This window comes from Pseudomonas batumici (assembly GCF_036585405.1).
GTDB lineage: Bacteria > Pseudomonadota > Gammaproteobacteria > Pseudomonadales > Pseudomonadaceae > Aquipseudomonas > Aquipseudomonas batumici.
In genome coordinates, this window is record NZ_CP144470.1 from 57241 (window position 1) to 71101 (window position 13861).

Below are 13861 nucleotides of genomic sequence, written 5' to 3' on the forward strand. Positions count from 1 at the left end.
GCTTACACCTCGCGCAGTTTCAGGGGTTGCTCTTCGGCGGCCTTGCGCGCCAGCCCTTCGAGCAGGAAGCGCTGCCAGTTGCCGTGCTGGTTGACGTAGAGCCCTTCGTGGGTGAATTCGGTTCCGGTCAGGGCCGGTTGGATGCCCAGGGTTTCACTGTTGCGGGTCGGACCTGTGACCCATTTGTCATGGCCGCGCGAGATGTCGCTCCAGCGCTCCAGACGGGCCTGGAAGCCACGCTGGGCTTCACGGAATTCCACCAGGTCATCGGGAGTACCGAGGCCGGAGACATTGAAGAAGTCTTCGAACTGGCGGATACGGTTTTCGCGATCGCTGTCGGATTCGCCCTTGACCCCCAGGCAGAAGCTGTGGATCTCGGTCTTGTTCCAGGCCAGCGGACGGATGATCCGCAACTGCGAACTGATCTGGTCGAGGAAAAACATGCTGGGGTAGACGTTCAGGTTGCGCAGGCGATGCATCATCCACTCGGCCTTGTCCTGGCCATATTCCTCGACCAGGCGCGGCATGATGCTGGCGTAACCGGGGCGTACCGCCGGGTTCGGCATATCGCTGAACAGCACACTGTGACCGTTGTGGAAGGAGAACCAGCCGTCGTCGGTTTCGGCATCGCCGGCGCCCAGCTTGCTGTAGTCCAGGGTATCGCCGCTGGCGCTGCCTTTCTCGGCGTTGACCTGCTGGCGATGCTGCACCGTGGCGACGTAGTTGTAGTGCACGGTACTGACGTGATAACCGTCCAGGCCGTTTTCGTTCTGCAGCTTCCAGTTGCCGTCATAGGTATAGGAAGACTTGCCGGGCAGCACTTCCAGCTCGCCGGTGGCCGATTGCGCCACCATCATGTCGAAGAACACCTTGGCGTCGCCCAGGTAGTCTTCCAGGCTGTCGCTGGCCTCGACATCGAGGCTGACGAAGACAAAGCCCTTGTAGCTTTCGATACGGGCTTTTTTCAGGCCGCGGGTCGCCTTGTCGAAACCCTCGGGGTATTCACCCGGCGCCTTGACCTTGACCAGGCGCCCATCGCTTTTGTAGCACCAGGCGTGGAAGGGGCAGGTGAAGGTCGATTGGTTGCCCTTGCCCACGCGGGTCAGGGTCGTGCCGCGGTGTTGGCAGGCGTTGATCAGGGCGTTGAGCCGGCCTTCGCCGTCGCGGGTGATGATCAGTGGCTGGCGACCGGCACGCATCGTCATGAAGTCGTGCTTGTGGGCGATCTCGCTTTCGTGACAGGCGTAGATCCAGTTCTTCTCGAAGATCAGTTCCATCTCGAGATCGAACAATTCGGGTTCGGTGAACATGTCACGGGCGATACGGTAGATGCCCTCGACCGGACGGAAGTCCAGGCAACCCTGGATGAAGGCCTGCCATTGGGCGACGCTTTTCGAATAATGCATGAGTCGGTACCTGTTTCATCGGGCGAATCGGTACCTGCATTAGAGGAGGGCCTGGCGCTTTGGGTCTATCCACATAGTTGGCGAAGGTCATCCGGAAATTTTGTGTGCGTGTACGCTGCGCGGCGTTCAACTGTCCGAGTCATTTTTGTGACCGGTAATCGCACAGTAAATGCACGAAACAAAGCCGCCGGTTCGCTGGGCAGCCTCCGCAGGCAGCGCGTTGTGTAAGATGGTCGAAGACTATCCGGAACATCATCGAGTGCTTGTCTTGACTCGGTGATGGCACAGAGCTTGCGTCCGGACAAGCCAGCGCGCCGACAGAGCGCGTATCGAAAATAGCCTTGTTGAGTAGCGCCGATGAGTAGCAAGCCCAACTATCATTTTCGCGACATCCATGCCGATCACTTCGATCTGGCCGGCGCGCATTCATGGATGTCCACGATCTGCGGTCCCCATCTGCTCCATGCGAGCAAACCCCACAGCATTCAATTCCACCACAGCGGCAACGTGCTCAAATCGATGTCGACCACCCTGGGCATCATCGAGTACGGCACCGATGTCACGGTGGGGGTCACGGACCTCGACAGCTTCAACAGCTACAGCCTGAGCCTGCCGTTGAGTGGCGAGCAGGAACTGAGCAGGGGCGGTGTGCTGTTACGCTCCGATCGTGACCATGGCGTTATCGTTTCGCCTAACCAGAGCCAGCAATTGAGCATCACCGGCGATTGTCGCAAGCTGCAGGTGGTCATCACCCGCAGTGCAATGCGCAAGACCCTGGAAGACCTGTTGCAGCATCCATTGGGTGCGCCCCTGTGTTTCGAGCCCGAAATGGATGCGGTGAGCGGGTCTGTTGCCTCCTGGTGGCGCACGGTCAAGCACTTCATCGAAGAGATGGAGCGCAGCGAACTTTACGGCCAGCTGCTCTTCAATCGTGATTTGGAGAGCGCCTTGCTCAAGGGCCTGATCCTGTCCCAGCCGCACAACTATTCCACCGAGTTACGCGAGCGTCTTGGTGTGAAGCTGCCGCACTACCTGGTCCGTGCCAAGGACTTCATCCATGCCCATGCCCGTGATGCGCTGAGCCTTGACGATATCGAGGCCGCCGCCGGGGTGTCGCGTTTCAAGTTGTTCGAAGACTTCAAGCGATACTTCGAAATGTCGCCCATGGCCTACTTGAAGAAATATCGCTTGATGGGCGTACGTCAGGAAATCCTCGAGGACCGCTCGGTACGCAATATCTCGGTGATCGCGATGGGCTGGGGCTTCAGTCATCTGGGACGCTTTTCCTGCGAATACCGCAAGTTGTTCGATGAGACGCCGAGCATGACCCTGCAACGAGTCGAGGCCCGGCGTGACAGACTCTCATGAGCCTAATCAAATCTCATCACTCGATGGCTTCATAGGGCAGCCCGACGTAATTCTCCGCAATCGTCTTGCGTCCGGCCGCCGAGTCGGTGAAGTAATCGAGTTCGGTCTTCTGCAGACGCTGGCTGAAGGCGTCGGTCTCGGGAAAACGATGCAGGATCGAGGTCATCCACCAGGAGAAACGTTCGGCTTTCCAGACCCGCCGCAGGCAGATTGACGAGTACTTCTCCAGCAGATCGGTGCGACCTTCGCCATACACCTTGAGCAGGATGCGATACAGCGTGCTGACATCGCTCGCCGCCAGGTTCAGGCCCTTGGCGCCGGTGGGCGGGACGATATGGGCGGCATCGCCGAGCAGGAACAGGCGGCCATATTGCATGGGCTCGACGACGAAGCTGCGCAAGGGCGCGATGCTCTTTTCAATCGAGGGGCCGGTGACCAGTTGCTCGGCGACAGTGGTCGGCAGACGGCGTTTGAGCTCTTCCCAGAAACGTTCGTCCGACCAGTCCTCGACCTGTTCCTCGGCACCCACTTGCACGTAATAACGGGTGCGCGTCGGCGAGCGCATGCTGCACAAGGCAAAGCCACGCTCATGGTTGGAGTAGATCAGTTCGTGGCTGACGGGTGGGGTCTCGGCCAGGATACCCAACCAGCCAAAGGGATAGACCCGCTCGAAAATCTTCAGCGTCTCTTGCGGTATCGATTGTCGAGAGACGCCGTGGAAGCCGTCGCAGCCGGCAATGTAGTCGCAGTCCAGGCGAACGGTCTCGCCGTTGCGCTCGAAGGTCAGGTAAGGACTGTCGCTCTTAATGCCGTGGGGCTGCACGTTCTCGGCGTCATAAAGCGTCACTGCACCCGCGGCGGCACGGGCCTCCATCAAGTCACGGGTGACTTCGGTCTGGCCGTAGACCATGACCGTCCTGCCGCCGGTCAGTGCCTTGAGATCGATGCGTTCACAGCGTCCGTCGAAGGCCAGTTCGAAGCCGTCGTGCACCAGGCCGTGGGCGTCCATGCGCTCGCTGACCCCCGCTTCGCGCAACAGATCGACCATGCCTTGTTCCAGCACACCGGCACGAATCCGGGAGAGGATGTACTCGGGATTCTTGCGTTCGACGATAACGTTGTCGATGCCGGCACGCTGCAGCAGTTGACCGAGCAGAAGGCCGGAGGGGCCGCAGCCGATGATCGCGACTTGGGTTTTCATAGGGGGAGTCCTGTCTGGTGCCACTGAAGGCCTGGAGCCTTGCCGGGCACTGTTGTTTTTGTCTCCTGTATTTTTAGTGGCTAAAAGGCGGATATGAAGGCAATATCCGACGCATTCCATGGACTTTTCGTGGGTCGTCGCAAGGGGGAGGGAGATGTCGAAATCATTCGCGGTGCCTGTTCCGGTGTTCAAGCTCTACGGCGAGACCGGTGCCTGGCCGACCCCCGATCTGATTCATTGCGAGTCGATCCCCGAGCGCAGCCAACTGCACGGCTGGGAAATAAAACCCCATCGGCACAGCGATCTGGTGCAGCTTCTCTACGTGCAGGCGGGGCAGGCGACACTGAAAGTCGAAGACGAGATCCACCCCATCGATTGCGCCTCGCTGCAAGTCGTGCCTGCGCTGAGCGTGCACACCTTCAAGTTCTCCGAGGACATTCAAGGCCACGTGCTCAGCCTCGCGCAGCCCTTGGCCGAACAGCTCGGCGCCTCGCTCAACAGTCCGGTGTTGACCACGGCGGCCTGTTACCCGATCGGTTCCGCGCAGCAGTATCTGGACACGCTGTTTTCCGCCATCACCGAGGAATACAGCCAGCACCGACCCGGCCGTGATCCGATGCTGCAATCCTTGATCACGGTTCTGACCATCTGGCTCAGTCGCCGTAGCCTGGAGCGGGCGTCGCCGGACGCACTGCCGCTCGAACGAGGTCGCGAGCATCTGCAGGTGTTCACCCGGACTTTGGAGCGGCACTTTCGCGAGCATCTGCCCATCGAGCACTATGCGGCGACGTTGGGGATCAGTACCGCTCACCTCAATGCCCTGTGCCGGCGACTCTGCGGGCAATCGGCGCTGCAGATGATCAACCAGCGGCTGCTGCTGGAAGCCAAGCGCGACCTGGTCTACACCGCCATGACCATCAACCAGGTGTCCGACCGCCTGGGCTTTTCCGAACCGGCCTACTTCTCGCGCTTTTTCAAGCGCGGCACGGGGCAGTCGCCGAAACAATTCCGTATCCAGCGTTAGCGGATGCCAGACCTCGAAGGCAGTGAACCGCGGTGAATATCGATACCCGAATCAAATTCCGCCATCTGGTGTGTTTTCTCGAAGTGGCGCGTCAGGGCAGCCTGGCGCGTGCCGCGGACAAACTGGCGATCAGCCAGCCGGCTCTGTCCAAGACCCTCAAGGAGCTGGAAACCCTGCTGGCCGCCATCCTCTTCGTGCGCAGTAAAAGCGGTGCGGCGCTGACCGAGGCCGGGGTGGCCTTTCTGCGTTACGCCGGTCCCAGCGTCCAGGCGCTGCGCGAAGGGGTCAACAGCCTGCGCTCCGGCGAGCACGAGCCGATCACCGCGAGGCTCGGGGTTCTGTCGACCGTGGAAAGCCTGCTGGTGCCCGAAGTCGTCTGCCGGTTGCATGCCCGGCATCCCGCGCTGGTGGTCAGCGTGGTGACCGGGCCGAGCGCCTACCTGCTGTCCCGGCTGCGGGTGGGGGAGCTGGATCTGGTGGTCGGGCGCATGACCGACAGCCCGCAGATCCTCGGGCTCGCCTTCGAGCACCTGTACAGCGAATCCATGACCCTGGTGGTGCGCAGCGGCCATCCTTTGTTGACCGACCCACAGGCCCATAAGAACCTCGAAGACTACCCGCTGGTGTTGCCGCTGGCGGGGACGACGATTCGCCAATTCGCCGACAGCCTGTTCGTGCAGCACGGCATCAGCCCGCCGCGCCAGCGCCTGGAGACCCTGTCCTTGACCCTGAGCCGGCGTTACGTGCAATGCAGCCAGGCGATCTGGGTCGCGCCTTTCGACGCGGTCAGGCAGGACCTGAGTCGAGGTGAGCTGGTGGAGCTGGAGTTGGGCATTCGCGAACCGGGTGGTTCGGTGGGACTGTGCAGCAATCCGGCGCTGCCGATGCCACTGGCGGCGCAATGGTGTGTGGAGGTGCTGCGCGAGGTGGGGCAGGACTATCGCGAAGGTCGTTATCCATAACCATCTGGATATGGATAGGGTCGGTTTTTTCAGTTTTGGAGGAGGCTCTATCAGGGGAGACTGGGGCCACGGGCTGCCCTCCACGCAGCCTTTACCCCCTAACAACAAGGAGACCGACATGTCTGATGCGGACAACAGCCGCTTCGCCATTCGTGACCGTAATTGGCACCCCAAAGCCCTGACGCCCGACTACAAGACCTCGATCCTGCGTTCCCCGCGCCAGGCCCTGGTGAGCATTCCCCAGTCCTTGTCGGAAACCAGCGGCCCGGACTTCTCCCACCTGAAGATGGGCCAGCACGATAACGATCTGCTGTTGAACTTCAATCGCGGCGGCCTGCCCATCGGCGAGCGGATCATCGTTGCCGGTCGGGTCTGCGACCAGTACGGCAAGCCGATCCCCTATACGCTGGTGGAGATGTGGCAAGCCAACGCCGGTGGACGTTATCGGCACAAGAAAGACAGCTACCTGGCACCCATCGACCCGAATTTCGGCGGTGTCGGCCGTGCCTTGACCGACCGCGACGGCAACTACAGTTTCCGCACCGTCAAACCCGGCCCGTACCCGTGGCGCAACGGTCCCAACGACTGGCGTCCTGCGCATATCCATTTCTCCATCAGCGGCCCGTCGATTGCCACGCGATTGATCACCCAGCTGTATTTCGAAGGCGACCCGCTCATCCCGATGTGCCCGATCGTCAAGTCGATCGCCGATCCGGAAGCGGTGCAGAGCCTGATCGCCAGGCTCGACATGAGCATGGCCAATCCCATGGATTGCCTGGCTTATCGCTTTGATATCGTCCTGCGCGGCCAGCGCAAGACCCACTTCGAAAATCGCTGAGGAGGCACGCGCATGCCCGTTCAACTTCTGCCTGAAACCCCTTCGCAGACCGCCGGTCCCTACGTGCATATCGGCCTGGCGCTGGAGGCGGCGGGCAACCCGCCCCGCGAGCAGGAAATCTGGAACGAGATGGCCAAGCCCGGTGCGCCGGGCGAACATATCCTGCTGATGGGCCATGTCTACGACGGCAATGGCCACCTGATTCGCGATTCGTTCCTGGAGTTCTGGCAGGCCAACCACGAAGGCGTCTACGACAGCGACTACGATCTGGACAAGCCCTTCAACAGCTTTGGCCGTACCGCGACCACGGATGTCGGCGAGTGGACGCTGAAAACCATCAAGCCCGGCACGCTGAATAACGCCGCCGGTGTGCCCATGGCGGCGCACATCAATGTGTCGCTGTTTGCCCGGGGCATCAACATTCACTTGCAGACCCGCCTGTACTTCGACGACGAGGCCGAGGCCAATGCGCTCGATCCGGTACTCAATCTGATCGAGCAGCCGCAGCGCCGCGAGACCCTGATTGCCAGGCGTTGCACGGTGGACGGCAAGCTGGCCTATCGTTTTGACATCCGGGTTCAAGGCGAAGCGGAAACGGTGTTCTTCGACTTCTGACGGTGTGGCGTGCGTGCGGTTCATGGCGTTTGCCAAGGCAAGCGACCCTATAAAAATAAGAAGGAAATTCCCATGTCGTTACTAGCCCCGTGCCCGTGGTCGGCACGCTGGATGTTCAGGCGTTGATCAACGCCAAGCCCCTGTCAGGCTATCAATGGCGGGTGGTGCTGCTGTGTTTTCTGATCGTGTTTCTCGACGGCCTGGACACGGCGGCCATGGGCTTCATCGCCCCGGCCTTGAGCCAGGACTGGGGCATCGATCGCGCGAGCCTGGGGCCGGTGATGAGCGCCGCGCTGATCGGCATGGTCTTCGGGGCGCTGGGATCCGGCCCCCTGGCCGACCGATTCGGGCGCAAAGGGGTGCTGGTGGTTGCGGTGTTCCTGTTCGGCGTGTTCAGTCTGCTGTCGGCCTACAGCAGCAACATCGACCAACTGCTGGCCCTGCGTTTGCTGACCGGACTGGGGCTGGGGGCGGCGATGCCCAACGCCACCACGCTGTTGTCCGAATACACCCCGGAGCGGCTCAAGTCGCTGCTGGTGACCAGCATGTTCTGCGGCTTCAACCTGGGCATGGCCTGCGGCGGCTTCGTCTCGGCGAAGATGATACCCGTACTGGGTTGGCACAGCCTGCTGATGCTCGGCGGGATCCTGCCCCTGGCGCTGGCCGTGGTGCTGTTGTTCCGGCTGCCGGAGTCGGCGCGCTTTCTGGTGGTACGCCATCGGGGCGTGGAGCGGATTCGCCAGTTGCTGGCACCGATTGCGCCGCTGGAGGTCGCGGCGGCCACGGGCTTCAGCGTGCCGGAACAGAAGGTGGTGCAGAGCCGCAATGTGCTGAAGGTGATTTTCTCCGGTACCTATAGCGCCGGTACCTTGTTGCTGTGGCTGACCTACTTCATGGGCCTGGTGATCGTTTACCTGCTGACCAGCTGGTTGCCGACCCTGATGCGTGACAGCGGCGCTAGCCTGGAGCAATCGGCCTTCATCGGCGCGCTGTTTCAGTTCGGCGGCGTGCTCAGCGCGGTGGGGGTGGGCTGGGCGATGGACAGGTTCAATCCGCACAAGGTCATCGGCAGCGCCTACCTGTTGGCGGGCGTATTCGCCTGGCTGGTCGGGCAGAGCCTGGGCCATGTCGGCGTACTGGCCACCCTGGTGCTGTTGGCGGGCATGTGCATCAACGGCGCGCAGTCGGCGATGCCATCGCTGGCCGCGCGTTTTTACCCCACCCAGGGCCGCGCCACCGGCGTGTCGTGGATGCTCGGCATTGGCCGTTTCGGCGCGATCCTGGGGGCCTGGGCTGGAGCGACGCTGTTGGGGCTGGGCTGGAACTTCGAACAGGTGCTGACCGCCCTGGTGGTTCCGGCGGCGTTGGCGACCCTCGCGGTGGTGATCAAGGGGCTGGTCAGCCATGCAGACGCCACCTGAGAGCCCCTCACTGATTTTTTCGAATCCTGGAGCTGTGGTTTGAACAGACCGACGAATCAACTTTTCGATGCCTATTTCACACAGCCGGCGATGCGGGCAATTTTTTCCGATCAGGGCCGTTTGCAGGGCATGCTCGATTTCGAAGCCGCCCTGGCGCGCGCCGAAGCCAGCACCGGGCTGATTCCCGGGGAGGTGGTCGGCGATATCGAAGCGGCCTGTCGCGCAGAGCTGTTCGATGTCGACGAACTGGCCGTCGCCATCGGCAATGCCGGTAATTCGGCGATCCCGCTGGTCAAGGCGTTGGGCAAGCAGATTGCCGTGGCCAACCCGACCGCCGAGCGCTACGTGCACATGGGTGCCACCAGCCAGGACGTGATGGACAGCGGCCTGGTGCTGCAACTGCGCTCGGCCGTCGACCTGCTGGAGCGGGATCTGGCGCGACTGGCCGATGCGCTGGCCGAGCAGGCCACGCGCCATGCGAGCACGCCGCTGGCCGGGCGCACCTGGCTGCAACAGGCGACACCCGTCACCCTGGGCATGAAAGTCGCCGGTTGGCTGGGCGCTGTCACCCGTCATCGCCAGCGCCTGGCTGAAATCAGGCCGCGTTTGTTGTGCCTGCAATTCGGCGGGGCGTCCGGCAGCCTGGCCGCCTTGGGCGAGCCGGCTTTTGCGGTGGCCGAAGCCTTGGCCGCTGAATTGAACCTGAACCTGCCCGACCAGCCTTGGCACACCCAGCGTGATCGCCTGGTGGAGTTCGCCAGCCTGCTGGGCATGATCGCCGGCAGCCTGGGCAAGGTGGGCCGCGATCTCAGTTTGCTGATGCAGACCGAGGCCGGTGAGGTGTTCGAGCCCGCCGCACCCGGCAAGGGCGGTTCCTCGACCATGCCGCACAAGCGCAATCCGGTCGGCGCGGCGGTCATGATCGGCGCGGCGACCCGGGCGCCGGGGCTGGTGGCGACGATGTTCAGCGCCATGGTGCAAGAGCATGAGCGCAGCCTCGGCCTGTGGCATGCCGAATGGGAAACCCTGCCGGAGCTCTGCTGCCTGGTGTCCGGCGCGCTGCAACAGGCGTTGCAGGTGGTGCCCGGGTTGCAAGTCGACACCGGGCGCATGCTGCACAACCTGGAGTTGACCAAGGGGCTGGTGCTGGCGGAAGCCGTGAGCATCGCCTTGTCCCAGCGTATCGGCCGTGATGCGGCGCACCATCTGGTCGAACAATGCTGCCGCCGTGCGGTGGAGCAGGGCGCGCACCTGCGTCAGGTGCTCGGTGCCGAAGCGCAAGTGACCGCGCAACTGTCCGCCGAGGAGCTGGACCGCCTGCTGGACCCGGCCCATTACCTGGGACAGTCGCAGCGCTGGGTGCAGCGCGCGGTGGCCGAACATCACGCCTTGAAACCTTAGAAAAGGATCCGGAAATGGACGAACAACAACGTTACGAAGCGGGTATGAAAGTGCGCCGCGAAGTGCTCGGCGATGCCCACGTGGATCGCAGCCTCGAAAATCTGACCCCGTTCAATGGCGAGTTCCAGGAGATGATCACCCGGCATGCCTGGGGTGACATCTGGACCCGTCCCGGCTTGCCACGCCATACCCGCAGCCTGATTACCATCGCCATGTTGATCGGCATGAACCGCGAAGGGGAATTGCGCCTGCACCTGCGCGCCGCGAAAAACAACGGCGTGACCCGCGACGAGATCAAGGAGGTGTTGATGCAGAGCGCGATCTATTGCGGCATTCCCGCGGCCAATGCCACCTTCCATCTGGCCGAGGCGGTCTGGGAGGAAATGGATGCGCAGTCGTGAGGATCACCACCGCGCATGCCACTTGTGAAGGCCTGCCTGCGTCAACCCCGTAGACCCGTGGCGTCGAATCCGCACGCCATTTTCTGGGCGCTTGAGCCGGACATCCCACGGGGATGTACCGGCGTCGGCGGTTACTGCTGATAGACCTTCTTCAGTAGCCTGAGCAGTTCTTCGCGTTCCTGGCTGTCGAGGGCGGACGTGGCATCCCGGTCGCTCTCGGCCGCGATCTGTTTCAGCTCCTTGAGCAGGGTCTCGCCGGTCTTGCTGAGAAAAATCCCGTAGGAGCGCTTGTCCGGCTTGCAGCGCACCCGCACCGCCAGCGCGCGGCTTTCCAGTTTGTTCAGCAGCGGCACCACCTGGGGCGGTTCGATGGCCAGCGCCTTGGCCAGGTCGGCCTGCATCAGTCCCGGGCTTTGCTCGATGATTGCCAGGGCCGAGAACTGCGCCGGCCGCAAGTCATGGGCCGAGAGCCGCTCGATCAGGTTCTGGAACAGCTTCAACTGTGCCCGGCGCATGGCGTAACCGATCAGGTCGTCCAGGGAAGAGTCCAGCGGCGCTCGGGTTGCGGCGTTGTCGGCAGGGGGCTCGGAGGCGGCGGCAATCTTGGAAGACTTGGCCATTGCAGGGTGGATCCTCGGGCTGTCGGTTAAGAAGACTATCTAGTTTGCCGTGGTTGAACGGGGATAGCCATGATCTCTTGCGGATCTATTGGTACCAAAACCACTTCGTGGACGAAAGGAATCAAGTTAATTTTGTTAATGGTTAATTGACATAACTAATTTTGAGGTTTAGTTTTTGCTCATCGTCAAGCCAAGAACAAGAGAGCAATCGTCATGAGCAACTACGAAGGTCGCTGGACAACCGTCAAGGTCGAAATCGAGGAAGGCATTGCCTGGGTGATTCTCAATCGCCCGGAAAAACGCAATGCTATGAGCCCGACCCTGAACCGGGAAATGATCGATGTGCTGGAAACCCTGGAGCAGGACCCTGCCGCCGGGGTGCTGGTGCTGACCGGTGCCGGTGAAGCCTGGACCGCGGGCATGGATCTCAAGGAATACTTCCGCGAAGTGGATGCCGGCCCGGAGATCCTCCAGGAAAAAATCCGCCGCGAAGCCTCCCAGTGGCAATGGAAGCTGCTGCGCATGTACGCCAAGCCGACCATCGCGATGGTCAATGGCTGGTGTTTCGGTGGCGGCTTCAGCCCGTTGGTGGCGTGCGACCTGGCGATCTGCGCCGACGAAGCGACCTTCGGCCTCTCGGAAATCAACTGGGGCATCCCACCGGGCAACCTGGTGAGCAAGGCCATGGCCGATACCGTGGGGCATCGCCAGTCGCTGTACTACATCATGACCGGCAAGACCTTTGGCGGCCAGAAAGCCGCCGAAATGGGGCTGGTCAACGAAAGTGTGCCCCTGGCGCAACTGCGTGAAGTCACCGTGGCGCTGGCGCGCAACCTGCTGGAGAAGAACCCGGTGGTACTGCGGGCCGCCAAGCACGGTTTCAAGCGCTGCCGCGAACTGACCTGGGAGCAGAACGAGGATTACCTGTACGCCAAGCTCGACCAGTCGCGCCTGCTGGACACTGAAGGTGGCCGCGAGCAGGGTATGAAGCAATTTCTCGACGACAAGAGCATCAAGCCTGGCTTGCAGGCCTACAAACGCTGAAACCCGCGGCGCACAGCGGGCGCATCCGGCTGTGCGTCGCCGCGTGATGGTCCTGCCGTCATACCGTTTGAACGTATTCCCGATAAAGACAATAAAGAGGAATCACCATGCTGGACGTGCCCCTGCTGATTGGCGGCCAGTCGTGCCCCGCCCGAGACGGTCGAACCTTCGAACGCCGTCATCCGGTGACCGGTGAAGTCGTGTCGCGGGTTGCCGCCGCCACCCTGGAAGATGCCGACGCCGCCGTGGCCGCGGCCAAAACGGCCTTCCCGACCTGGGCGGCCCTGGCCCCCAATGAACGCCGCACCCGGCTGCTGCGCGCGGCGGAGCAGTTGCAGGCCCGCAGCGCGGAATTCATCGCGGCGGCCGGCGAGACTGGCGCCATGGCCAACTGGTACGGCTTCAATGTGCACCTGGCGGCCAATATGCTGCGTGAAGCCGCATCGATGACCACCCAGATCAACGGCGAAGTCATCCCTTCCGATGTACCCGGCAGCTTTGCCATGGCCCTGCGCCAACCCTGCGGCGTGGTGCTGGGCATCGCGCCCTGGAACGCTCCGGTGATCCTCGCCACCCGCGCCATCGCCATGCCCCTGGCCTGCGGCAACACCGTGGTGCTCAAGGCGTCGGAACTGAGCCCGGCGGTGCACCGGTTGATCGGCCAGGTATTGCAGGACGCAGGCCTGGGTGATGGCGTGGTCAACGTCATCAGCAACGCGCCGCAGGATGCCGCGGCCATCGTCGAGCGGCTGATCGCCAACCCGGCGGTACGGCGAGTCAATTTCACCGGTTCGACCCATGTCGGGCGCATCGTCGGCGAGCTGTCGGCGCGTCATCTCAAGCCGGCATTGCTGGAGCTGGGCGGCAAGGCGCCGTTCCTGGTGCTGGAAGATGCCGACCTGGACGCGGCGGTGGAGGCCGCGGCCTTCGGCGCCTTCTTCAACCAGGGGCAGATCTGCATGTCCACCGAGCGGCTGATCGTCGATGCCAAGGTCGCCGATGCCTTTGTCGCCCGGCTGGCGGCGAAGATCACCCGCTTGCCGGCAGGCCACCCCGACGCTGAGGATTCGGTACTCGGCTCCCTGGTGGACGCCAGTGCCGGCGAGCGCATCAAGGGCTTGATCGACGATGCCCTCGACAAGGGGGCAATCCTGGTGGCGGGCGGTCAGCTGGAGGGCAGCATTTTGCAGCCGACCCTGCTCGATGGCGTCACCGATGCCATGCGCCTGTACCGCGAGGAGTCCTTTGGCCCCGTGGCCGTGGTGCTGCGCGGCGAGGGCGATGAAGCCCTGCTGCGCCTGGCCAACGATTCCGAGTTCGGCCTGTCGGCGGCGATCTTCAGCCGTGACACCGGTCGCGCCCTGGCCCTGGCCCAACGGGTCGAGTCGGGTATTTGCCATATCAACGGCCCGACCGTTCACGACGAGGCGCAGATGCCCTTCGGCGGGGTCAAGTCCAGCGGCTATGGCAGTTTTGGCGGCAAGGCGTCCATCGAGCATTTCACCCAGTTGCGCTGGGTGACTTTGCAGAATGGACCTCGACACTATCCGATCTGAGGAG

At 62.5% G+C, this 13861-nt stretch carries 13 protein-coding genes; 10 read left to right on the forward strand and 3 right to left on the reverse strand.

The window, feature by feature from the left end; all coding sequences use genetic code 11:
* Positions 1 to 2: 2 nt before the first annotated feature.
* Complete coding sequence (gene antA / locus NUH87_RS00260; RefSeq protein WP_338524148.1) at positions 3 to 1406, reverse strand: anthranilate 1,2-dioxygenase large subunit; 1404 nt, start codon at positions 1404 to 1406, stop codon at positions 3 to 5.
* Between the two features lie 357 nt (positions 1407 to 1763).
* On the opposite strand from antA, the gene NUH87_RS00265 reads away from it, so the two are divergent.
* On the forward strand, positions 1764 to 2774 hold the full coding sequence (locus NUH87_RS00265) for an AraC family transcriptional regulator (protein ID WP_338524149.1): 1011 nt from the start codon (positions 1764 to 1766) through the stop codon (positions 2772 to 2774).
* A gap of 16 nt (positions 2775 to 2790) precedes the next feature.
* Here the strand turns inward: NUH87_RS00265 and pobA are convergent, their stop codons facing one another.
* Positions 2791 to 3975, reverse strand: coding sequence for a 4-hydroxybenzoate 3-monooxygenase (pobA, locus tag NUH87_RS00270; RefSeq protein ID WP_338524150.1), 1185 nt, complete (start codon positions 3973 to 3975; stop codon positions 2791 to 2793).
* A gap of 154 nt (positions 3976 to 4129) precedes the next feature.
* On the opposite strand from pobA, the gene NUH87_RS00275 reads away from it, so the two are divergent.
* The 7 genes from NUH87_RS00275 to pcaC all read left to right on the forward strand — a co-directional run bounded on the left by NUH87_RS00275 (position 4130) and on the right by pcaC (position 10637).
* Positions 4130 to 4999, forward strand: coding sequence for a helix-turn-helix domain-containing protein (locus NUH87_RS00275; protein WP_338524151.1), 870 nt, complete (start codon positions 4130 to 4132; stop codon positions 4997 to 4999).
* A gap of 32 nt (positions 5000 to 5031) precedes the next feature.
* Positions 5032 to 5961, forward strand: a complete 930-nt coding sequence (gene pcaQ, locus NUH87_RS00280) for a pca operon transcription factor PcaQ (protein ID WP_338524152.1) — start codon at positions 5032 to 5034, stop codon at positions 5959 to 5961.
* Positions 5962 to 6079: 118 nt separating this feature from the next.
* Positions 6080 to 6799 carry a protocatechuate 3,4-dioxygenase subunit beta gene (gene pcaH / locus NUH87_RS00285; protein ID WP_338524154.1) on the forward strand — a complete coding sequence of 240 codons (720 nt, stop codon included), beginning with the start codon at positions 6080 to 6082 and terminating at the stop codon, positions 6797 to 6799.
* Between the two features lie 12 nt (positions 6800 to 6811).
* Positions 6812 to 7414 (forward strand): protocatechuate 3,4-dioxygenase subunit alpha, encoded by a 603-nt coding sequence (gene pcaG / locus NUH87_RS00290; RefSeq protein ID WP_338524155.1) that lies wholly within the window; start codon positions 6812 to 6814, stop codon positions 7412 to 7414.
* 89 nt (positions 7415 to 7503) lie between these two features.
* Complete coding sequence (locus NUH87_RS00295; RefSeq protein ID WP_338524157.1) at positions 7504 to 8835, forward strand: MFS transporter; 1332 nt, start codon at positions 7504 to 7506, stop codon at positions 8833 to 8835.
* A 39-nt stretch (positions 8836 to 8874) separates the two neighbouring features.
* Entirely contained in the window at positions 8875 to 10236 is a 1362-nt protein-coding gene (locus tag NUH87_RS00300; RefSeq protein ID WP_338524158.1) for a 3-carboxy-cis,cis-muconate cycloisomerase, read from the forward strand.
* 14 nt (positions 10237 to 10250) lie between these two features.
* Positions 10251 to 10637 (forward strand): 4-carboxymuconolactone decarboxylase, encoded by a 387-nt coding sequence (gene pcaC, locus NUH87_RS00305; protein ID WP_040068858.1) that lies wholly within the window; start codon positions 10251 to 10253, stop codon positions 10635 to 10637.
* Between the two features lie 131 nt (positions 10638 to 10768).
* On the opposite strand, the gene NUH87_RS00310 is transcribed toward pcaC, so the two are convergent.
* Entirely contained in the window at positions 10769 to 11257 is a 489-nt protein-coding gene (locus NUH87_RS00310; protein ID WP_338524159.1) for a MarR family winged helix-turn-helix transcriptional regulator, read from the reverse strand.
* A 213-nt stretch (positions 11258 to 11470) separates the two neighbouring features.
* Here NUH87_RS00310 and NUH87_RS00315 point away from each other — a divergent pair, with 213 nt between their 5' ends.
* Together NUH87_RS00315 and NUH87_RS00320 are read left to right on the forward strand one after the other, a co-directional pair.
* Positions 11471 to 12301: a p-hydroxycinnamoyl CoA hydratase/lyase gene (locus tag NUH87_RS00315; RefSeq protein WP_338524161.1), complete on the forward strand. Its 831-nt coding sequence runs from the start codon at positions 11471 to 11473 to the stop codon at positions 12299 to 12301.
* Between the two features lie 107 nt (positions 12302 to 12408).
* On the forward strand, positions 12409 to 13857 hold the full coding sequence (locus NUH87_RS00320; RefSeq protein ID WP_338524163.1) for an aldehyde dehydrogenase: 1449 nt from the start codon (positions 12409 to 12411) through the stop codon (positions 13855 to 13857).
* The last annotated feature ends 4 nt before the right edge of the window (positions 13858 to 13861 follow it).

What these genes read in the sequence shown, in the direction of transcription:
- NUH87_RS00310 (WP_338524159.1), bottom strand. Translation starts at nt 11,257, where the DNA reads ATGGCCAAGTCTTCCAAGATTGCCGCCGCCTCCGAGCCCCCTGCCGAC.
- NUH87_RS00320 (WP_338524163.1), top strand. Translation starts at nt 12,409, where the DNA reads ATGCTGGACGTGCCCCTGCTGATTGGCGGCCAGTCGTGCCCCGCCCGA.
- pcaG (WP_338524155.1), top strand. Translation starts at nt 6,812, where the DNA reads ATGCCCGTTCAACTTCTGCCTGAAACCCCTTCGCAGACCGCCGGTCCC.
- pobA (WP_338524150.1), bottom strand. Translation starts at nt 3,975, where the DNA reads ATGAAAACCCAAGTCGCGATCATCGGCTGCGGCCCCTCCGGCCTTCTG.
- antA (WP_338524148.1), bottom strand. Translation starts at nt 1,406, where the DNA reads ATGCATTATTCGAAAAGCGTCGCCCAATGGCAGGCCTTCATCCAGGGT.
- pcaC (WP_040068858.1), top strand. Translation starts at nt 10,251, where the DNA reads ATGGACGAACAACAACGTTACGAAGCGGGTATGAAAGTGCGCCGCGAA.
- NUH87_RS00275 (WP_338524151.1), top strand. Translation starts at nt 4,130, where the DNA reads ATGTCGAAATCATTCGCGGTGCCTGTTCCGGTGTTCAAGCTCTACGGC.
- pcaH (WP_338524154.1), top strand. Translation starts at nt 6,080, where the DNA reads ATGTCTGATGCGGACAACAGCCGCTTCGCCATTCGTGACCGTAATTGG.
- NUH87_RS00315 (WP_338524161.1), top strand. Translation starts at nt 11,471, where the DNA reads ATGAGCAACTACGAAGGTCGCTGGACAACCGTCAAGGTCGAAATCGAG.
- NUH87_RS00265 (WP_338524149.1), top strand. Translation starts at nt 1,764, where the DNA reads ATGAGTAGCAAGCCCAACTATCATTTTCGCGACATCCATGCCGATCAC.